The sequence below is a fragment of the Bacillus sp. ISL-4 genome (assembly GCF_018613275.1).
GTDB lineage: Bacteria > Bacillota > Bacilli > Bacillales > DSM-1321 > Peribacillus > Peribacillus simplex_E.
In genome coordinates, this window is the sequence record NZ_JAGGQN010000012.1 from 17,751 (window position 1) to 39,182 (window position 21,432).

Annotated in this window: 22 protein-coding genes; 3 read left to right on the forward strand and 19 right to left on the reverse strand. The window is 41.1% G+C overall.

What is annotated here, in order from left to right; all coding sequences use genetic code 11:
- Positions 1-59 precede the first annotated feature (59 nt).
- From J7J00_RS09470 to miaB, 3 genes are all read right to left on the reverse strand, one after another.
- Complete coding sequence (locus J7J00_RS09470; protein WP_192204090.1) at positions 60-599, reverse strand: outer spore coat protein CotE; 540 nt, start codon at positions 597-599, stop codon at positions 60-62.
- A gap of 212 nt (positions 600-811) precedes the next feature.
- Entirely contained in the window at positions 812-1,240 is a 429-nt protein-coding gene (locus tag J7J00_RS09475) for a YlbF/YmcA family competence regulator (protein ID WP_034313499.1), read from the reverse strand.
- Position 1,241: 1 nt separating this feature from the next.
- Complete coding sequence (gene miaB, locus J7J00_RS09480) at positions 1,242-2,786, reverse strand: tRNA (N6-isopentenyl adenosine(37)-C2)-methylthiotransferase MiaB (RefSeq protein ID WP_214790169.1); 1,545 nt, start codon at positions 2,784-2,786, stop codon at positions 1,242-1,244.
- Positions 2,787-3,130: 344 nt separating this feature from the next.
- On the opposite strand from miaB, the gene J7J00_RS09485 reads away from it, so the two are divergent.
- The gene (locus J7J00_RS09485) at positions 3,131-3,274 is read left to right on the forward strand and encodes a hypothetical protein (RefSeq protein ID WP_214790171.1); all 144 of its coding nucleotides are present in this window, start codon (positions 3,131-3,133) and stop codon (positions 3,272-3,274) included.
- Complete coding sequence (locus tag J7J00_RS27985) at positions 3,271-3,396, forward strand: hypothetical protein (RefSeq protein ID WP_286201268.1); 126 nt, start codon at positions 3,271-3,273, stop codon at positions 3,394-3,396. The genes J7J00_RS09485 and J7J00_RS27985 overlap by 4 nt, the downstream gene beginning before the upstream one ends.
- On the opposite strand, the gene tdh is transcribed toward J7J00_RS27985, so the two are convergent.
- Complete coding sequence (tdh, locus tag J7J00_RS09490; RefSeq protein WP_396020530.1) at positions 3,393-4,433, reverse strand: L-threonine 3-dehydrogenase; 1,041 nt, start codon at positions 4,431-4,433, stop codon at positions 3,393-3,395. The genes J7J00_RS27985 and tdh overlap by 4 nt on opposite strands.
- Before the next feature lie 321 nt (positions 4,434-4,754).
- Between tdh and J7J00_RS09495 the strand changes: the two genes are divergently transcribed.
- Positions 4,755-4,943: a hypothetical protein gene (locus tag J7J00_RS09495; RefSeq protein ID WP_214790175.1), complete on the forward strand. Its 189-nt coding sequence runs from the start codon at positions 4,755-4,757 to the stop codon at positions 4,941-4,943.
- Positions 4,944-5,045: 102 nt separating this feature from the next.
- On the opposite strand, the gene J7J00_RS09500 is transcribed toward J7J00_RS09495, so the two are convergent.
- From J7J00_RS09500 to yfmF, 15 genes are all read right to left on the reverse strand, one after another.
- Entirely contained in the window at positions 5,046-5,912 is an 867-nt protein-coding gene (locus J7J00_RS09500) for a 2-oxoacid:ferredoxin oxidoreductase subunit beta (protein WP_214790177.1), read from the reverse strand.
- Positions 5,899-7,656, reverse strand: coding sequence for a 2-oxoacid:acceptor oxidoreductase subunit alpha (locus tag J7J00_RS09505; RefSeq protein ID WP_076366399.1), 1,758 nt, complete (start codon positions 7,654-7,656; stop codon positions 5,899-5,901). The genes J7J00_RS09500 and J7J00_RS09505 overlap by 14 nt, the downstream gene beginning before the upstream one ends.
- 217 nt (positions 7,657-7,873) lie before the next feature.
- Positions 7,874-8,809, reverse strand: coding sequence for a dipeptidase (locus tag J7J00_RS09510; RefSeq protein ID WP_286201269.1), 936 nt, complete (start codon positions 8,807-8,809; stop codon positions 7,874-7,876).
- A 134-nt stretch (positions 8,810-8,943) separates the two neighbouring features.
- Complete coding sequence (gene spoVS / locus J7J00_RS09515; RefSeq protein WP_029281188.1) at positions 8,944-9,204, reverse strand: stage V sporulation protein SpoVS; 261 nt, start codon at positions 9,202-9,204, stop codon at positions 8,944-8,946.
- Positions 9,205-9,378: 174 nt separating this feature from the next.
- Positions 9,379-10,176 (reverse strand): TIGR00282 family metallophosphoesterase, encoded by a 798-nt coding sequence (locus J7J00_RS09520; protein ID WP_214790181.1) that lies wholly within the window; start codon positions 10,174-10,176, stop codon positions 9,379-9,381.
- Positions 10,177-10,328: 152 nt separating this feature from the next.
- Positions 10,329-11,888, reverse strand: a complete 1,560-nt coding sequence (gene rny / locus J7J00_RS09525) for a ribonuclease Y (protein ID WP_063231807.1) — start codon at positions 11,886-11,888, stop codon at positions 10,329-10,331.
- Positions 11,889-12,244: 356 nt separating this feature from the next.
- Positions 12,245-13,291: a recombinase RecA gene (recA, locus tag J7J00_RS09530; protein ID WP_207437422.1), complete on the reverse strand. Its 1,047-nt coding sequence runs from the start codon at positions 13,289-13,291 to the stop codon at positions 12,245-12,247.
- A gap of 345 nt (positions 13,292-13,636) precedes the next feature.
- Positions 13,637-14,869, reverse strand: a complete 1,233-nt coding sequence (locus J7J00_RS09535) for a competence/damage-inducible protein A (protein ID WP_214790183.1) — start codon at positions 14,867-14,869, stop codon at positions 13,637-13,639.
- Positions 14,870-14,891: 22 nt separating this feature from the next.
- A complete protein-coding gene (gene pgsA, locus J7J00_RS09540; RefSeq protein ID WP_034313524.1) occupies positions 14,892-15,476 on the reverse strand; it encodes a CDP-diacylglycerol--glycerol-3-phosphate 3-phosphatidyltransferase in 585 nt (194 codons plus the stop codon).
- Between the two features lie 165 nt (positions 15,477-15,641).
- Positions 15,642-16,541 carry a helix-turn-helix domain-containing protein gene (locus J7J00_RS09545; protein WP_214790185.1) on the reverse strand — a complete coding sequence of 300 codons (900 nt, stop codon included), beginning with the start codon at positions 16,539-16,541 and terminating at the stop codon, positions 15,642-15,644.
- Positions 16,542-16,558: 17 nt separating this feature from the next.
- Complete coding sequence (locus tag J7J00_RS09550) at positions 16,559-17,350, reverse strand: DUF3388 domain-containing protein (protein WP_034313530.1); 792 nt, start codon at positions 17,348-17,350, stop codon at positions 16,559-16,561.
- Between the two features lie 243 nt (positions 17,351-17,593).
- Entirely contained in the window at positions 17,594-17,851 is a 258-nt protein-coding gene (locus tag J7J00_RS09555) for a DUF3243 domain-containing protein (protein ID WP_214790187.1), read from the reverse strand.
- Between the two features lie 79 nt (positions 17,852-17,930).
- Entirely contained in the window at positions 17,931-18,656 is a 726-nt protein-coding gene (ymfI, locus tag J7J00_RS09560; protein WP_098370969.1) for an elongation factor P 5-aminopentanone reductase, read from the reverse strand.
- A gap of 18 nt (positions 18,657-18,674) precedes the next feature.
- Complete coding sequence (gene yfmH / locus J7J00_RS09565; protein ID WP_214790189.1) at positions 18,675-19,961, reverse strand: EF-P 5-aminopentanol modification-associated protein YfmH; 1,287 nt, start codon at positions 19,959-19,961, stop codon at positions 18,675-18,677.
- A complete protein-coding gene (yfmF, locus tag J7J00_RS09570; protein WP_214790191.1) occupies positions 19,961-21,241 on the reverse strand; it encodes an EF-P 5-aminopentanol modification-associated protein YfmF in 1,281 nt (426 codons plus the stop codon). Before yfmF ends, yfmH begins: the two co-directional genes overlap by 1 nt.
- Positions 21,242-21,432: the final 191 nt, after the last annotated feature.

Sequence of the window (21,432 nt, forward strand, 5' to 3'; positions counted from 1 at the left end):
CCGCTTCAAATTAAATAAAACCGGATGAAGGGAATGTCATCCGGTATAATTTCTATATTCTATTCGTCTTCGAATTCATCAAGGAAATCCGGATCTAAATCTTCGAAATCCTCATCATCGAAATCAGAGCCCCAGTCATCCTCACAGCGGCCATCTGGACTAACAGCGACACAAATTTTCGTTTCGCCGACGACTTCCACAAAGAATTCCCTTTCCACATGGACAATGATTTTTTGTCCACATGGGGAGATGCAAGCTTCTAAACAATTCGGCTGTTGGACAGCTTTTGCAACGATTTCATGGTCATCAAGACAATCGGGATCACGGTATTTCAGCGAAATAACGTCGGTATATTGCACTTTTTCAGTTACAACTTCCGTCTTCGAATTATGGTTATAAGAATACCAGACGTTGATTTCGTAGCTGCCGTGAATTTCTACCTTTTTGCCGACTTTCTTTGCATCGTATTTATGGTTGATGATCCAACAACCTAGAATGCTAGAAGGATGATGAGCCGGGCAAATGGTGTGAGAGGACTTTGTGAACTTACGTCCTTTTGCCACCACCGCTTTAGTAATTATCTCTCTATATTGTGACATGCTAGCGAACCCTCCTCATACAGTTTCCATTCATCCTATGCGTGGTAAAAGTCTAGTGTGCGTAGAATTTTAATTGTTTGAAAACTGCTGTAATGTTTTAAACCTAGGTTATTTTATGCGCAAGTTTTGGGATATGTGTCACGAATGGGCACTGTATAAGGATTTCCGCATATATAAAAAGCCCTTCTGAAATCAGAAGGGCTTTTTAATATTCATGAACAGCTTCCGCCGCCTGCTTGTACCTGTGAACCTGTCTCACCGCGAAGGACGTCTCCTTCGGTCGATTCAATGATCAGGTCTGTCACCTTGTTCGATACTTGTGATGAGACCATTTGTAAAAGATCATTTACATCCACTTGGGATTGTTTGAATTCCTGCACAATCGGAAGTTCATCCAATTGTTTTTCCAGTGCATCAATTTTGGCCTGAACTTGGCTGTATGCTTTCTCTTTGCCGTAATGCTGGAAGTTTACAGCCTGTTTTTGCAAGCTCTTGATGCTGGCGATCATTTCACGGATTTTTTGGTTTTCATTGATGTGAGCTTCTGCCCTTTTAAAGAAATCGACTTCTTCCGTGCTGGCGATCATTTCAGCAAGCTCGGCCGCTTTGTTCAGAATGTCATCTTTAGTATATTTAGTCATATTACTCCACCTCAATCGCCGTTGCTTCTTCAACCATATCCCCATTTAATGACCATGTTTTCGTTCCGGTGATTTTCACTTTTACGATTTGGCCAATAGCGGATTTTGGTCCTTTGAAGTTCACGAGCTTATTTTTCGTTGTATAACCTGCTAATACTTCCGCATTCTTCTTGCTTTCGCCTTCAACGAGCACTTCAACAATCTGTCCATCATACTCTTTCATTTTCAATGCGCACGTTTCATTTACAAGGGCATTCAAGCGTTGCAGACGTTCCTTTTTCACTTCCATCGGTACATTATCCTGCATTTTAGCAGCCGGTGTTCCTTCACGTGGTGAATAGATGTAAGTATATGCAGCATCGAAACCAACTTCACGGTATAAAGACATTGTTTCTTCAAAGTGCTCTTCCGTTTCATTCGGATAGCCTACAATGATGTCAGTGGTTAGCGATGCACTTGGGATAGCTTCCTTGATCTTTTTTACTAGCTCTAAATATTGTTCGCGTGTATATTTACGGGCCATGATTTTAAGTGTGTCCGTACTTCCCGATTGAACTGGAAGATGGATATGGTCAACGAGATTGCCGCCTTTAGCCAGTACTTCAATCAAGTGATCATCAAAATCACGGGGATGGCTTGTCGTAAAACGAATACGCGGAATATCGATTTTACGGATTTCATCCATCAAATCGCCGAAACGATATTCGATATCCGTAAAATCTTTACCGTAAGCATTCACATTCTGCCCAAGCAGGGTTATTTCCTTGTAACCCTGTGCCGCTAAATGACGGACTTCTTGGATGATATCTTCAGGCCTGCGGCTTCTTTCTTTCCCCCTTGTGTAAGGTACGATGCAGTAAGTACAAAACTTATCGCAGCCATACATGATATTGACCCACGCCTTCGTTTTTCCTTTACGCACTTTCGGAAGGTTCTCGATTACATCACCTTCTTTGGACCAAACCTCAATGACCATTTCCTTGGAAAGATAAGCTTCATTAAGAATTTGCGGCAGCCGGTGGATATTATGCGTTCCGAAAATCATATCCACAAAATGGTGCTTCTCTAGAATCCGCTTTACAACTGACTCCTCTTGTGACATACAACCGCAAACCCCAAGCAATAGATCCGGCTTTTCCAATTTCAATGATTTTAAATGCCCCAATTCACCAAACACTTTATTCTCTGCGTTTTCCCGAATCGCACAAGTGTTAAGTAAAATGACGTTAGCATCATCCACCGTGTCTGTCGACTGATAACCAAGTGCCATAAAGATGCCCGCCATGACTTCTGTATCATGTTCGTTCATTTGACAGCCATAAGTACGAATGTAAAACTTTTTACCTTCTCCCATTCCACGGAAACCTTCAGGAATTGCAAAGTCATCATGATATTCTACTTCTTCTTTTCCTCGCTTTTTCGCATCTTTTAAGGAAGGCGGAATATAAACGGCTTGAAAGTACTTGCTGAAGTCCTTTTCGGATTTTTTGTCCGCTGGATTCTCAGCCTGTACTTGTTGTGATTCTAATCGTTGTTTCTCGTTCATAGTTAATCTCCTTTCAAAATAGTTAGTTTATTTCTTTCACCAACTATTTCAAGACCTATCTTCAAATGGTTTTATACGGTTTGCTTTTTAAGAATTCCCAGTAAATGTTAGCTATTAAGTGTGATATATCCACATTATTATAGTATAAAGCTTTTAACAGCAAGAAACAATCATTCTGTCGTGGCTTCTTCGAGTGTAAGAAATTTTTCACAAATACGGTAATTGTGAACATAAAAAAAGAGGCCTGATTCGCATATTCTAACGAACTTAGCCCCTTCTTATTAAATGATAGGATAATACTATTCCTTCACAGCTATTTCAAATGCAGACCATGCAATTTACTCGTGAATTTGGGCACTTTACTCGTGAATTTGAGCGATTTACTCGTGAGTTTGGGCACTTTACTCGTGAATTTGCGCTTTACTCGTGAGTTTGGGCGTACTCGTGAGTTTGGGCGCTTTACTCGTGAATTTGCGCTTTACTCGTGAGTTTGGGCGCTTCACTCGTGAATTTGGGCACTTTACTCGTGAGTTTGGGCGTTTTACTCGTGAGTTTGGGCACTTTACTCGTGAATTTGGGCACTTTACTCGTAAACCTTCTCACTCTTTAAGGTATCAGAAGAACCTTACCACACTGACCTTTGATCATCAGTTCAAATCCCTTTTCAAAATCGCTTAGTGAAAAACGGTGGGTAATCATTGGTTTTACATCAACCTTGCCACTTTCAAGCAGACTTGAAACCTGTTGCCAGGTTGAAAACATCTTCCTCCCGGTTATCCCTTGGACAGTAAGGCCCTTAAATACAATATCCTCCGTTATATTAAGCGTGACGGGCTTAGAAGGCAAACTTAGTATTGATATTCTTCCACCATTTGTCGCCATCTTAAACCCTTGTTGGATAGCTGCAGGATTACCGCTCATTTCGCAAACAACATCCACCCCATCCGCACTTGTGAGGCCTTTCGTGATTTCCAATGGATCCTGTTTAATTGAATGAATGAGGTCTGTAGCACCCATCTTTTTTGCAAGCTGAAGTCGATAATCATTAACATCAAGAGCGATAACTTTATCTGCACCGGCCGCCTTTGCTACAGCCACAGCCATAAGCCCAATCGGCCCGCAGCCGATGATAGCCACCGTTTTTCCAAGCACTTCACCAGCAAGCACAGAATGGACTGCATTTCCCATCGGTTCTTGGATCGTAGCTATCTCAAGTGGCATGTCAATCGAATTTTTCCAAAGGTTCTTAGCTGGCAAAGCTACATATTCAGCAAAGCATCCCTGTGTATCGAGACCAATAATGTTTGTATTTTTACAAATGTGTAACTGTCCCATTAAACATTGCCGGCATGTACCGCACACGATATGGGTTTCGGCGGAAACGTAATCACCGACTGAAACATTACTCACATTCCCCCCTACCTCAATCACTTCTCCGGCAAATTCATGCCCAAATACATATGGTGGATTCACTCTTCCCTGCGACCATTCATCCCAGGTGAAAATATGAATATCCGTTCCGCAGATCGAGGTCATTTTCACCTGAATCAAGACCTCGTCATCACGAATATCCGGTATATCGACAACTTGTAATTGTGCCCCATAACCTCGGTGGTGTTTGACGACGGCATTCATTTTACCTCTCAACATGTACATTCCCCCTGAAATAGGGCTACATTTTCCTGAATATATTAAATGTATGAAAAACAGACTGAAAAAATACCAGTATCCCTAATGTACGTGCCATTTTGCCTTTACCTTTAATGACTAAACATAATGTTAGGGCTATCGTACATTTTCCCTAACAAGGTCATATTCCCATAGCATCCTGTCCGCTCTTGAATAAGATATCTCGTACAACAAAAATAATTTAAGGAGTGACTTATATGTCATGTTCTGATAATCATAATCGTGACCACCATCACCATGAAAGGAACGAAGACGATTTCTGTCGTCGAGTGAGACGCTGTGATAGACGCGATCGTGACCGTGATCGTGACCGTGACCGCGATCGCGATCGCGACTGTGATCGTCACAATGAACGATGTTGTTGTAGAAGAAGGAATCGTTGTTGCTTCGGTTTTGGTGGCGGTTTCGGTGGGGGTTGCGGTTGCCGTTTTTAACCGTACCTTCGGCGGATGCCATAACGGTTGTTAAGCTAAGCCAGTCGTAAGCCTTCTAGCATGTGGCATATCTACTGGAGAGCCTAATAATTAACCATAAAAAAGGTTCCCCCATCCATTGGGGGAACCTTTTCTTTTACATAAATTCAGCAACAAGCTTATCAAAGTGTTGTTGATCCAGTGTCAGCTCTGATTTATTTAACCCTTTTTCAGCATACCCTGGCACTAATTCCTGGTACGAAGGGCGTGAAGAGTCTTGATAAATAATCCCTGTCACAAGGCTGTCATGTTGCATCAAAGTCTGCATGGCCTGTTCTTTATTTGATGAATCATAGCCTTCTATCGTGTTCAATTTAGTTAAGTTTTGTTTAAACCAATCATACGTATTGATCTTATTATATGTTACGCAAGGAGAGAAAACATTGATAAAGGAGAACCCTTTATGGTTTATCCCTGCTTCAATGATCGCCGTCAGGTCTTTCAAGTCAGTGGAAAAGCTTTGGGCGACAAACGTAGCACCAGCTGACAATGCTAATTCCATAGGTGAGACAGCTTGTTCTATTGATCCTTCTGGTGTGGATTTGGTTTTAAATCCAGCAGCGGACCTAGGAGAAGTCTGGCCTTTTGTCAATCCATAAATTTGGTTATCCATGACTATATACGTAATGTCGATATTACGGCGGATCGCATGGATGGTGTGTCCCATCCCGATTGCAAAACCATCTCCGTCACCGCCTGAAGCTATAACGGTCAATTCACGGTTGGCCATTTTTACTCCTTGGGCAATTGGCAGTGAGCGGCCATGGATGCCATGGAAACCATAGGACTTGATGTAACCCGATATACGACCTGAACAGCCGATACCGGAAACAACGGCCAAATTCTCCGGCTCCAATCCTACATTGGCTGCCGCACGCTGCATGGCTGCCTGAACGGAGAAATCTCCGCAGCCAGGACACCAGTTAGGTTTTACATCATTCCGAAACTCTTTAAACGTTGCCATATTCGAACATCTCCTTGCATTGTGTGTGAATTTCATGCGGGAGGAATGGGTTGCCATCATATTTTAGGATGCTTTTAATTTTATTAACATGTCCAACATTCATCTTGATAATATTAGCCAATTGTCCAGTCGCATTATTTTCAATAACTACTACTTTCTTAGCACTTTGCACCAATGATAGGACTTCATCAGCTGGGAAAGGATGAATCAAACGGATATGCGCATGATTCACTTTCATTCCATCCGTTTCTAACCGGCCGATCGCTTCATCAATCGTCCCGCGTGTTGAGTTAAAGCCAAGAATTAATAAATCCGCTTCTTCATGCGGTGTGTTTTTGTATACTGGTGTTTGGAATGTGTTAGTTAAATTATTCAGCTTACGCATCCGTTTATCCATTTGCAATTTACGATTCAAAGCCGTCTCAGAAGGTCTGCCCGTTTCATCATGTTCAACACCTGTAACATGGTGAATTCCATTTTTCATACCAGGCACTACACGTGGTGAGACTCCGTCTTCCGTTACTTCATAACGCTTGAAGTAAGATTTGTTTTCAGACTCTTCAATTTCAAAGTCAACCAATTTTCCGCGTCTTATCTCCACTTTTCCATAATCAAGCGGCTGAACCGTTTGTTTACCTAATGATAGCTGTAGGTCGGATAAAACGATAACTGGACATTGATATTCCTCTGCAAGGTTGAATGCTTCTGCCGTATCATAAAAAGCTTCCTCAACAGTACTCGGAGCCATGACGATTTTAGGTATTTCACCATGTGTACCATAGATCATCGCCATTAAATCGGATTGCTCCTGTTTTGTAGGAAGTCCCGTAGATGGACCGCCACGTTGAGTATCGACGATGACAATTGGCGTTTCGGTAATGCCCGCTAAACCAATCGCTTCCATTTTCAAGGAAAGTCCAGGTCCAGCTGAAGCTGTGATGGCGCGTACACCGCCATAGTTTGCACCGATTGCCATTGTAGCCGCCGCGATTTCATCTTCAGTTTGTATGACCGTCCCACCAAATTGAGGAAGTTTTTTAATTAAGTATTCCATAATTTCAGAAGCCGGAGTAATCGGGTAAGCTGCCATGAAGCGGCAACCGCCTGCAACTGCGCCTAAAGCGATGGCATCGTTACCAATCATGAACATTCGTTTTTGGCCATCTGCTTTTTCGAGTTCCATTGCTCCCAGTTTTTCTCCAAGCAACACTTCCATTGCCTTATAGCCAGCAGTAATGGCATCCATATTCTTCTTAACGATTTCTTCACCTTTACGGCCGAATATTTCATCAACCACATCGTTGAATACGGAAATTTCCATTCCTAGAACAGCACATGTCGCGCCGATTGCCACCATATTTTTCATTAATGATGTTCCTAATTCGGCTGCTATTTCCGTAAATGGAACAATATATAATTCTGCCTTTGTATCTTCTGGGCAGACAGGTTTGAATTTTGCATCTGCGATTATGATGCCACCCTCATGTAATTCTTTATAATTGACGTCAATTGTTTCTTGGTCAAAAGCAACTAAGATGTCTAAATCATCAGAGATAGCACGAGTTTCCGTAGTACTTACACGAATTTTGTTATTCGTGTGTCCACCCTTGATTCGGGATGAGAAATGACGGTAGCCATACAAGTAATAACCTAAGCGATTGAGGGCAATACAGAATATTTCTCCTGTACTTTCAATACCTTCACCTTGTTGTCCGCCAACTTTCCATGAAAGTTGATTGATCATGTCTTACACTCCTTTAGGACGTTCGTATATAAATGCATTTAACCGCACCTCTCTTCAGAACATTCAACTATGTATAATTAATCGTTCTATTTTAGGAAAGGTGTACTAAACGCTTTCAATTCTATCGGTTAAATCATTAAATTGCAACCTTTTTGCTTTTATTTTTTATATTTTCAGAATATTTATTCATATCTATATAGTAAGAATTGAAAATCACTTAAGATATTACCTTTTCAAGCGGAAAATTACGGGTGAAATTATCAAAAAGGAGTCCTTTTACAAACTCACTGGAATAAAGCCTGTTCAGTTCATTGATTAAGTTATGATAATCCTTATAGGACATTAAATTTTCTACCATATGATCGATTCCATCGAAGTCAGACCCTAATCCAATTTGTCCTTCCCCGCCCAAACTGCATATATGTTCTATATGTTTCAAGATATCCTTTATCGTAGCCGAACCGCTATTTGAAAGAAATTGCGGGACAAAGGTTACGCCGATCACCCCCTTTTTCTGCAAAAGGGCTTTAATCTGCCCGTCCTTTAAATTTCGTGGATGCGGACAAAGATGATAAGCATTCGAATGGGAGACAATTGGGAATTCCGCCAACTTTAGGGTGTCCCAAAATCCAGCTTCAGATAAATGGGATAAATCACACCAAATTGACTTCTCATTCAATAGGGCTACCACCTCTGTTCCAAACCCTGTCAAGCCGCCCCCTCTTGTTTCTAATGCCCCATCCGCTACCAAGTTAGCGTAATTCCAAGTTAGACCTACAGAGGACACTCCAAGATGAATAAGTGTTTTCAGTTTCAACAAATCATTCCCAATGCAATCGCACCCTTCCAAAGTTAGCATTGCACCTATTTCCTTTTCTTTTAAAGATTCGATGTCTGCCTTGGTCTTTATAAATTTCATTTCCGGCTCTGATAAAATCTTTTCATGAAAAATATCCACCATCGCCAAAGCGGCTTGAAACCTCATATCAGGGTGGACTTTTTCAGGAATATATATTGCAAAACATTGGACCTTTCCCCCTTCATCCAATAATCCCCGCTTTGTTATATGTAATTTATCACTATTCGTAAAAGAAATATCCGGATCGATGAACATTTTCATCAGCACATCACAATGTGCATCAAAAATCGCCAATGTAATTCCCCTTCCTGTATCTTTTTTAAGATTATATATTCCATTATAAAGGGACATGGATATTTCGTCATTTGGATTTCAGGACAAAAAAGAGCCTGCTCGCCTTCCGACAAACAGGGCACCCAAACATGAAATTATCTTGGTTCAATGATTAGTTTTATTGCCGTTCTCTCTTCGCCATCAATAAGTATATCTGTAAAGGCAGGAATACAAATCAAGTCGACTCCACTAGGTGCGACAAACCCTCTCGCGATTGCTACTGCCTTGACGGCTTGATTTAACGCACCTGCACCGATTGCTTGAATTTCGGCTGCTCCTCTTTCCCTGAGCACTCCCGCTAGTGCGCCTGCTACAGAATTAGGATTAGATTTTGCTGAAACTTTTAATATTTCCATTCCTAGTCCTCCTTGTTTTCCCTGCCGATTCTAACTTGGCTCAATAGTTATAACACTTTCCACTGCTACTATATTCATCAAGTAAAACTTGTATGACAAAGAAAACCGGGATTGTCCACCATTTATTAATGAATGGAAAAACGGATGGACAGTTTGACTGTCCATCCGTTCGAATCATTGATAGAATGGATGATCTTCGTTAATCAGTATTCTTTCTATTTTTATTGCCTTGCCGGTTTTATCATCAATTTCTAGGAGAACCCCACTTAATAGGGTCCGCCCCTCTTTTGGCACTTCGAAACGAACAGGAAGACTGGTTAGGAACCGATGGATGACTGCCCCTCTTTCCATACCAAGAATGCCATCATATGGTCCTGTCATGCCTACATCTGAAATGTAAGCGGTGCCAGCAGGTAATATACGGTTATCGGCTGTCTGGACGTGTGTGTGTGTACCGACAACGGCTGTAACCTTCCCATCCAGGAACCACCCCATAGCTTGTTTTTCACTCGTAGCTTCTCCATGAAAATCGACAAAGATGATCGGTGTCTTTTTTCGAGCCTCCGCCACGAGTTCTTCCGCCTTTTTGAACGGACAATCCAAATCAGGCATGAACGTTCTCGCTTGCAAATTGATGATCGCTATATCATGATGGTTCAATTTTAAAAATTTCATTCCTTCTCCAGGTGCCCCGTCTGGAAAGTTAGCTGGACGGACGAGATATTTCGCTTCATCAATAAAATTGAAAATATCACGATTATCCCATGTATGGTTTCCCATAGTCACCGCCTGCGCTCCCCACTCTAAAAAACTTCGGTAAATCTTTTCTGTAATTCCCCGGCCACTTGCTGCATTCTCTCCATTGATGACCGTGATATGCGGACGATACTTTTCTTTTAACTTAGGAAGGTATTCTTGGATCATGTCACGACCAGGAGACCCCACTACATCTCCAATAAATAGCAATTTCATTGTAAAATCCTTTCTAGATTCACCTAATAATATGAATTATTCAAGTATGTATTGTAACATAATTTGGGGTAATTATAAGAATTACGCTTAACGACTAAAATCGAAAATAGAAAAGACGAAGTGGTTTGCACCACTTCGTCTTTCCTTTACAATTATTTGGCGTATTCGACTGCTCTTGTTTCACGGATGACCGTGACTTTTATATGACCTGGGTAATCGAGCTCTTCTTCAATCCTTTTCCGGATATCACGAGCGAGTCGATGTGCCGAAAGATCATCGATTTGTTCTGGTTTCACTAGAATCCGCACTTCTCGTCCGGCTTGAATCGCAAAAGATTTTTCCACTCCATCATAGGATTCGGAAATTTCCTCAAGTTTTTCAAGTCTTCTAATGTAATTTTCAAGCGTTTCACTTCTAGCTCCCGGTCTTGCAGCTGATAATGCATCAGCGGCAGCCACAAGCACTGATATGATAGAAGTTGGTTCCGTATCGCCATGATGTGAAGCGATGCTGTTAATGACAGTTGGATGCTCTTTATATTTGGTTGCTAATTCAACGCCAATTTCAACATGACTGCCTTCCACTTCATGATCAATCGCTTTCCCAATATCATGCAATAAACCTGCACGGCGGGCAAGAACTTCATCCTCACCAAGCTCCGCGGCCAGTAAACCTGAAAGCTGGGCCACCTCAATTGAATGTTTAAGTACGTTTTGCCCATAACTGGTACGGAACTTCAAACGTCCTAGTATTTTGATGAGATCTGGATGGAGACCGTGAACTCCAACTTCAAAAGTTGTTTGTTCACCAATTTCACGAATATGTTCATCTACCTCACGTCTTGCTTTGTCAACCATTTCTTCAATGCGAGCCGGATGGATCCGTCCGTCCTGAACTAGTTTCTCAAGAGCCAAGCGTGCCGTTTCCCGTCTAATTGGATCGAATCCGGATAAAATGACAGCTTCAGGAGTATCATCAATAATAAGGTCAATACCTGTTAGCGTTTCTAACGTCCGGATATTTCGTCCTTCACGTCCGATTATCCGTCCTTTCATTTCATCGTTTGGAAGATTTACTACAGAAACGGTGGTTTCTGCAACATGATCAGCCGCACAACGCTGAATGGCAAGAGAAAGGACTTCTTTTGCTTTTTTATCAGCTTCTTCTTTGGCACGGGTATCACTTTCTTTAATCATAAGCGCTACATCGTGAGCCAGCTCGTTTTCCATTCGGTCGATAATGATTGCTTTAGCTTCTTCACGAGTTAAACCGGAAACACGTTCAAGCTCTGTTTGCTGCTTACGAACCGTCTCGTCCACTTTGCTTTCCATCTCTTCAATATGCTGTTGTCTTTGGTTTAGAGAATCTTCTTTTTTCTCCAAAAGGCTCTCACGTTTGTCTAACGTTTCATCCTTGCGGTCCAGATTCTCTTCTCTTTGCAATAACCGATTTTCTTGTTTTTGTAATTCGTTCCTTCTTTCACGGGCTTCCCGATCCGAATCGGCACGAACTTTATGAATTTCATCTTTTGCTTCCAACAAGGCTTCTTTCTTAAGTGCTTCCGCTTCACGTTTTGCATCCTCAAGGATGTGTTCTGCAGAGCCCTTTGCCCCTGCTATTTTACTCTCAAATTTTGATTTGTGAATAAAATAACCAACAACTGCACCGACGATTAGGCCAAGCAAAGTGAAGATGATTGTCATGGGTTCCATCGTTTCACCTCCCCTTGCTATGAACTTTTTACATAAAATTTGAACTGTCGGCAAGTACATTGCACATAAATTCAATATACAGCACTTAATTTTCAAAATTTTAGTTTGAAAAATTGTAAAATATACATATTAATTGTATAGTTGAGAATTTTTATTGTCAAGCGTTTGTCCCTTATGTATCAATGATTATTCAAGTTTTCTTAATATCAACCATTATAATCTACAGCATTCATTATGGAAGAAGTCTGTAAATCTGATTTCAATGCCCTTTAATCCGCTGAAAATTTCGCACTTTTCTCAAAATATACATAAAAGGCCTAAGCGAACAAGCTTAGGCCTTTTCTAAATATCATTAATCAATCAAGCAATTCAAAATGCTCTTCTGGTTCATTTTCTTCTGGCGGTAATTCATGCTCTCCATCGAGATTATAGTGATCTCTGATTTTCTGAGAAATTTCCTGAGCGATATCCTGATTTTCTTTCAAGAACAGCTTCGCATTTTCGCGGCCTTGTCCGACACGCTCTTCATTGTATGAATACCACGAGCCGCTTTTAAGGACGATATCAAGATCTGCACCCATATCGATGATTTCACCTTCCTGGGAAATCCCTTGACCATACATGATGTCAACTTCCGCTTGACGGAATGGTGGAGCAACCTTGTTTTTTACAACTTTGATTTTGGTTTTATTACCGACAATTTCATTTCCTTGTTTTAGTTGTTCCGCACGGCGCACTTCCAGACGAACAGTTGAATAGAACTTCAATGCCCGGCCTCCCGGGGTCGTTTCAGGATTCCCAAACATAACACCGATTTTTTCACGGACTTGGTTAATGAAAATGGCAATGGTATTTGATTTATTGATGGCACCAGACAGTTTTCTTAGTGCCTGAGACATCATCCGGGCTTGAAGACCCATATGGGAATCTCCCATTTCGCCTTCGATTTCAGCTTTAGGAACAAGTGCTGCCACCGAGTCAATGACAATGATATCCACCGCTCCACTTCGAACTAACGCTTCAGCGATCTCTAAGGCTTGTTCACCCGTATCAGGCTGTGAAAGCAGTAACTCATCGATATTCACACCAAGCTTTTCTGAATATGCTGGATCTAAGGCATGCTCGGCATCAATGAATGCAGCCGTGCCGCCAGTCTTTTGTACCTCTGCAATAGCATGTAATGCAACAGTCGTTTTACCGGAGCTTTCAGGTCCATATATCTCAATGACCCGGCCTCTTGGATATCCGCCCACTCCCAATGCTACGTCCAATGCTAAAGAACCGCTTGAAATCGTTGAAATCCTACGATCAGACTGTTCCCCAAGTTTCATAATGGAACCTTTACCAAATTGTTTTTCAATTTGTTTTAACGCCATATCTAAAGCCGCTTGACGATCACTCACTCAATTTCCTCCTCTATATTCAAATAATCGGCTGTCCGATTAAAGGTGTACTTACGTTAGCAATTATTTGAGATCAAGGTTTGTATCCTGTCTCAAAACCTATCTTTACTATATACTCTTTTTACTATTTTGCCAAGCAAAAAGTCGAACATTCATTCGTTTTTTTCTTTCGGGATATTCTTTGTAAAAACGCGTTTTATCTTAAGGAAACCTCCATTTCCTTTCACTTACTCCCCCAAAAAAACATTTTCATTGAATTAACTTTTTTCTTTTTTTCCCTATTTTTCAAGAAACAAACTTCTAAAACCAAATAAAAAGCAGAGCTGTAAAAGCTCTGCTTAGCGTTTATAAATCCCTTAATAGGTAATGACAGCCGTACTTCACACTCCGAATACGGTTTTGCGCCCTGCTTCCTGAAAGATTCAACTCCTTGAAATGAGTGTTTCCATCCCGATAGGAAATGCCAATAAATACTGTACCTACAGGCTTGCCTTCTTGTTCATCCGGCCCTGCAACTCCCGTAAAGCTTATGCCTACATCCGCATTGAGCTTGCTCCGGACATTAGAGGCCATTTCCATAGCACACTCCCCGCTGACCACCCCATACTCGGAAATGGTATCATCACTGACGCCGAGGACATTAGACTTCGCATCATTCGTATAGCAGACAATTCCGCCTTTGAAGACTTTACCGGCGCCTGGGATGGTTGTCAGCTGTTCTTGGAACATCCCTCCGGTCAAGCTTTCAGCTGCCGCAATTGAAAGCTTGCGGACCGTTAATTCTTTTACAAGTTCCTTTATTAGCGAAGTATTATCACTTCCATAATGGAACTTGCCGACCCTGCTAAGAATTTCTTTTTCCGCTTCCAATATAAGCTCTTCGCATGTTTCTTTAGATGAGTCTTTAGCGGTGATCCTTAACGTCACTTCCCCTTCGGCTGCCAGCGGGGCAATTGTCGGATTCGTTTGATTGACAAGGAGATCTTCAATCACCGTTTCCAGTTCGGCTTCACCTATACCGTAGAACCGAAGAACCTTGGAATCGATCCGTTCATGCTTTTCCAATTTATTCATGATCTTTTCATAACCATAACTTAAAAACATCGGCTCCATTTCACTTGGCGGTCCAGGTAGAAGCATATATGTAATCCCAGATTTGGACAAGACCATTCCCGGTGCCATCCCATGATCGTTTGCCAACACTTCACTGCCTTCTAAGACAAGGGCCTGCTTTTTGTTGTTTTCCGTCATCGGACGTTCCCGTTTTTGGAAGTAAGCTTCAATGGATTGCAAAGCTTCATCATTAAAAACGAGCTTTTTCCCTATATGGCGAGCAATCGTTTCTTTAGTCAAATCATCTTTGGTAGGACCAAGTCCACCGGTAAAGACAATCAAGTTCGCCCTTGATTCAGCGATTTCTATAGCTTGTTGTAAACGGCGGTCGTTATCCCCGACCACAGTATGGTAAAAAACGTTGATCCCCATTTCCGCAAACTGCTGCGATAAGAATCTTCCATTAGTGTTATTGATTTGTCCTAAAAGAAGCTCTGAGCCCACTGCAATGATTTCTGCATCCATCTTTTCAAAACCACCATTCGTTTTACTTTGAATTAACAAATACTTCTTTGTTTTTTATAAAATAATCCAAACCTGACCAGATTGTAAAGATTAATGCAATCCATAATGCGATATTAGCAAAAGGAAGTGAAATGAGGGCAAATGGAAGGTTATGCAGCAATAAAGCCGAAATAGAAACAATTTGTGCCCATGTTTTAATTTTTCCAAGCTGGTTCGCTGCTACCACTTCCCCTGTACCGGCTAACACCAAACGCAATCCAGTGACTGCAAACTCGCGACTTATGATCACGATGGCTATCCAAGATTGACCGTACATTAAATCTAGATCAACCAAAACGATTAAGGCAGCCGAAACCAGAAGTTTATCAGCCAATGGATCTAAAAATTTCCCTAAATCAGTAATCATATTATATTTTCTTGCAAAATGGCCATCGATCCAATCCGTAGTGGAAGCGATAATAAAGAGGATGGCTCCAGCCAGGTGTGCCACTGGCAAACTGTATTCTCCCCAAGTTAGCGTCCCCCATGAAAAAGGAACGAGCATGATGATTAAAAATACTGGAATTAAACAGATTCTTGCTACTGTAATCTTATTAGGCAGATTCAAAACTTTTACCTCCAAAATTTACGCCTGCCATTTGGGCAATGCGTCTTAGATCTGAAATAATGCTTGTATGTATAATTTAACTCAAAATCCAATCTTATATGCCGGGTAAACCATTTCCCGCCGCCTTACTATTATATAGAGCAAAAATAGTCATCTATAAGATGACTATTCGGCTTTCGTAAATTGTATCGTAACCAATTGCGTATTCACTTCAGTCGGTGAAATGGAATACTCCAGCTTCTCATCATTCACATAAATCTCAGTTTCATATGCTCTGCCTATATTGATGACAGCTTCTTTCTCATTGGTGAAATCAATTTCCTGGCTATTGTCCTTGTCGATAGTGCCCTGGAAAAGTAATTTACCTTCACCATTTTTTATGCCTACCCATGGTGAGCCTTTGGAGGTCACCTTTAATTTAAAGGTATCGGTATTTTTTAATTCATACGTACTATTTTTACCGCTGGAACTGGTGACGGCAAGTTTTTGCTCTTTCTTTTCATCCTTGACAACTGCATCATCTTCATTCTTCTCATCAGATGAATCCGATTTTTCTTCATTCTGTTTTTGGTCTGCATTCTCTTTTTCTTCGTTAAACCCATCACTTTTATTGTAGCCCACGGCTGCATTCTCTTTAGCGTTCTTTTTATCATCATTATCCGGGTTACTCATATAGTTCGATACCAGCACCCAAATCAATACGGCCGCACCAATTACTAAGACGACAGCCAAGATCTTCGGTAACATTTCTACAACCTTCGAATTCCCTGCCGGTATCGTTTTTCTGGATTGGACCCTTGAAAGCTGTTCTGGCAATTCCTCGCTATAGATCGATGGTATTTCACTCTTATATTGTTCGAAAATCTCTTCTGAATCCAGTCCGACCGCTTCACAATATTGCTTTATGAATGCCCGTACATAAAACTTTCCAGGCATCATACTGTAATTTCCCTCTTCAATGCCAATGAGGTAACGCTTTTGAATCTTTGTTAATTCCTGCAAATCTTCTAAGCTAAGACCTTTGGCTTCCCTAGCTTCCTTTAATCGATTACCTAACTCAGTCAAATAAAACACCTGCCATTTTAAAAGTCAAAGGAACCAAAATCGGACCCTGAAAACTGGTCTTTTTGGTCGACAACTTCATATGTTATTTCTTCTTCAGGATTGTTTCGCAATTCAATAATATAATCAAAGTCTTCGAGGGTATACTCCGTATTTTGGACAAAAACATCCGGATGTTCGATTACTTTGACAGCATCAAGCCTCATTATTTCGCGGATTAACTGCCAATGACGCTCATTTGCACGGCGAGTGGAAACAATTCCATCTAAAATGAACAAATTATCATTATTATATTCATCCTCAATAAGCTGACTGCGGATAGTCTGCTTTAAAAGGGTCGATGACACAAACAACCATCTTTTGTTAGCACATACACTCGAGGCTACGATAGATTCAGTTTTCCCGACACGGGGCATCCCTCGTATCCCAATTAATTTATGACCTTCCTGTTTAAATAGCTCGGCCAGGAAATCGACAAGCAAGCCTAGTTCATCACGAACAAACCTAAAGGTGTTTTTCTCATCGGCATCGCGTTGAATATAACGTCCATGCCTGACTGCGAGGCGATCACGCAATTTAGGTTCCCTAAGCTTAATGACCTTAATCGTATCCATCGTACGGAGGATTGACTCGAATCTTTCTATATTACGGCTGTCTTTCGCCAACAAAAGTAAACCACGCCTGCCTTCATCGACCCCGTTGATGGTGATGATATTAATGGAAAGCATACCCAGAAGGGATGAAATATCCCCTAATAAACCAGGACGGTTGACTTGAATTTCATATTCAAAATACCATTCTTTATTATCCACGATAACACTCCTTAAGCCTAAAAGTTTTTACCCTACTCAGGGGCAAAAAACTTATCCATCGTAAATTTTCAAGGTCTGAACACTTTAATATTAATTGTCTAGCTTCTATAATATAGCATTTCGTGATAAGTTAAAAGGAAAAACCCTAGAAAAATATTCATTTTTATATAAGGGGATAAATAGTCATCCACTTCAATCCAAAAGGCCCTGTTAATTAATAACAGGGCCTTTTGGATTGATATTTTACTTCGAAGCATTGTTCTCGACTAACCTGACCATGACGCTTGCCATGGCATGCTTTTCTTGATCGTTTGCGACCGACCAAAGATCAGCAAGCACTTTCTCTTGATCATTCTGGGGCTCAACCTGATTAGCCAGGTAATCACCGATTTCGAAAGCCAAGTTGTTAACAGCACCTTCTGACAAACCTTGTTGTTCACCTTGATTTAATCTGTCGCCTAAGAAATTTTTCCATTGATCCCAATTGTCCAGTACAGACATGAATGGTCACCCTTTCCTTCAAAATAGTACATAGATATTTTGTGAAGGAACCGAGAAAATTATACATGTCTAAAAAAAATCATGTGTACCATCCGCCATTTACGCCTAAGATTTGCCCGGTTATATAAGACGACTTGTCGGAAAGCAAATAATATACGGCCTCGGCGACTTCTTTGGAATGCCCCATCCTCCCCATCGGGATATCGCCTTTGATGATCTCCAGATCTTCTGCACTGAATGATTCGAGCATGGAAGTGGAAATCGCACCGGGGGCAACGGCATTCACCCGGATTCCATTAAGCGATACTTCTTTGCTAAGCGCCTTGATAAAAGCATTTTGACTGCCCTTCACCATAGAATATAATACTTCACAAGATGCACCTGTCTGCCCCCAAATCGATGTGACCGCCACAATGGCAGCCTGTTCTTGGTACATAAGCTTTGGAAGCAGTTCCTTTGTTAATTGGAAAGGGCTCGTTACATGCAGCTGGACCATTTCATTAACGATTGTCTCATCCATGTCCGATATAAGCCCATAATAGCTATTGCCACTATTAAGGACGATTGCATGGAGGGCAAAAATATTTTCCGCCAATTTCTTGTATCCATCCGGTGCAGCCAAATCCGCTTGTACCGGAATAAGTTCGACTTGGTGAGGCTTCAGTTCTTCAATCAGTTCAAGTATCGCTTCTTCATTGCTGTTATAATGTAAATAAAGTGAGTAATTCTCCTCGGCAAGCTTTATAGCAATTTCCCTGCCGATTCCTCCGCTGGCTCCAGTAATAAGGGCAAAACGTTTCCCCACATTGCCGCCCCCTTTATATTATTTAGGAAGTACCTGGCAGACAGTCATCCGTTGATCGGATATTAAGTCCTTGGCGACCTCCCTGATATCTTCGATCGTTAGTTTTTCCAATACCGATACAACATCGAACAAGTTCATATCATTGAATGCATATCTGGTGAATTGATTCGCTATATATTCCGGCGAATTCAGGGAACGAAGGAAAGAACCGATTTTTTTCTTGATTGTCCTTTGCAGGCTTTCTTCATTCAGGCCGGTTCCGGCTATTGATTTTTGCAGGATACCAAATAAAGACTCCGTCAACTCATCAGGTTTGGCACTGTCCCCGCCAATTAACGCAAACCCAAAACCTTGTTCCTGTGTATAATCATAAGAGAAGCTTTGATCGATCAACCCTTCCTCATATAGCTCCTCATGCAAAGGTGAACTCTTGCCAAACAGCATTTCTAAATAAATATTGGTCGCCAATTCCCTTTTCAAAAGCTGTAAACCGGATTGGTGCACGTTGATGGCCTTGATGCCCAGCATCACTTTTGGTGTCTGGACATTCATCCTTAAGACTTCCTTATCCTTGGCAACGATTTCCGGCTCTTCGTCAAATTTACGTTCCACTGCAGGTTGTTCGTTGTACCCTTTATTATTTTGATTATCCCGAATCAGTTTCATGGTGCTTTCGACATCTACCGGTCCTACAACGAATAGGAGCATGTTGCTAGGATGGTAAAACGTATTATAACATTCGTAAAGCATATCCTTCGTAATATCCGCAATGGATTCCACAGTACCGGCAATATCGATTTTCACTGGATGCTGATGATACATATTGGCTATCGTCCCGAAATATAATCGCCAGTCTGAATTATCATCATACATATTGATTTCCTGCCCAATGATTCCTTTTTCCTTCTCTACCGTCTTTTCCGAAAAGTAAGGATCCTGGACAAAGTCAATTAAGGTGGTTAGATTCCTATCGAAATCGGACGTGCTAGAAAATAAATATGCTGTACGGGTGAAAGAAGTAAAGGCATTTGCAGATGCTCCCTGCTTTGAAAATTGCTGAAAAACATCACCATCTTCCTTTTCAAATAGCTTATGTTCAAGAAAATGGGCGATCCCATCAGGTACTTTAGAGAATTCCGTTCCATTCAATGGTTTGAAGTGGTTGTCGATTGAACCATAATTCGTCGTGAAAGTCGCAAATGATTTATTGAACCCACTTTTCGGAAGAATATATACTTCGAGACCATTATCCATTTTTTCATGGAAAAGTTCTTCTTTCAATTGAGTGAATGCTATTTTTTCCATTACCCTTGCACCTCCGCTTCCGTTAGGAAATAAATCGTATCAAGCTGAATCTTTTGACCGACTGCAATGATTTCTTCCTTTGTGGTCTGCTCTGTCTTTGCAAACCACTCGTCGAGTGATATATCCTGACCGGAAACCACATTATGATATAAAATTTCCACAAGTCCTCTCGAAACGTCAATGGTTTCAAGGAGTTGGTTCTTAACGACCGCCTTTGTCTGTGCCAATTCTTCTTCGGAAAAGTTCCCTTGCTTCATTTCCTTCATTTGTGCATGAATGATATCCAATGCCTGTTTGTAGTTGGCATTTTCAATGCCGGCCATGACCATTAAAAGTCCTTTGTGACTTTCGAGCCTTGAAGCTGCATAATAAGCAAGGCTGGCTTTCTCCCTGACATTAATGAAAAGTTTCGAATGTGAAAAGCCACCAAAAATCCCATTGAATAGCTGAAGAGCATAATAATCCGGATCACCGTATGCTACTTGGGTTCGATAACCGATATTCAATTTCCCTTGTTTCACATCAGAATTCTCAATGATTTCTTTTTCCTTCTCCACTACCTTGCCCGTCTTACTTGGCAGTCTCACAGTCACTCGTTCTTGCAACGACACATACTTGTCAGCTAGAGCCTCCACTTCCGATTCATTGATGTCACCGATTACATATAAATCGATTTCATCCTCCGTCAGCACTTTTTTATAATAGGCGAAAAGGGACTCTGGAGTTATCGTTTCCAAGTCTTGAAGATTACCGCTCGCTTCTAAAGCATATGGTTCGTTTTTGCACATTTCCTCTACAAGGCGTGTAGCTGAATATCGCATTTTGTCATCGGAAATGGATTGAATCCGCTGTTTTAAAGAACGGATTTCATTGGAAACCGTTTTAGAATCAAAGGCTTCGCCGTTCTTCTTCGGATTAAAGATCACCTCTGATAATAACCCAAAAGCCTTTTCGAGAAGCGGGGTTGAATCACTAAGGAATTTTTCATTGACGATATCGATCGTAAAACTTATGATTTGATATTCTCCTTTTTTAGCTACATCGACATAAAACCCTGCTCCATATAAATCATCAAGATAGGATCGAAACTCGGGTGTTGTAGGGTATTTACTTGTATTGCTTTGTAACACATATGGCAGCAATGCACGATATGTAACGTCCTCTTTTGTCAACGGGGCTTTCATCTTCAGCACGAGAGTATTCGTTTTATATTTATCCGTCTGGACCACATGTAGCTTGTAGCCGCTTTTTTCCGTAATTGTATCGGAAGCAATAGACATGAATAATCCTCCTCATTATATAAATCACCTTTATTAGCTTATTGTTTGTAGATTGGAACCCTTTTAAACATCTACTTAAAATATACATGTGAAAGGAAAAATCATGCAAGTTACAGCTACTTTTTTTGGTATTTCATCAGCTCACCATCACTTATGGCTCAATCTCAAAAGAAAAAACCGGCCAGCAAAGT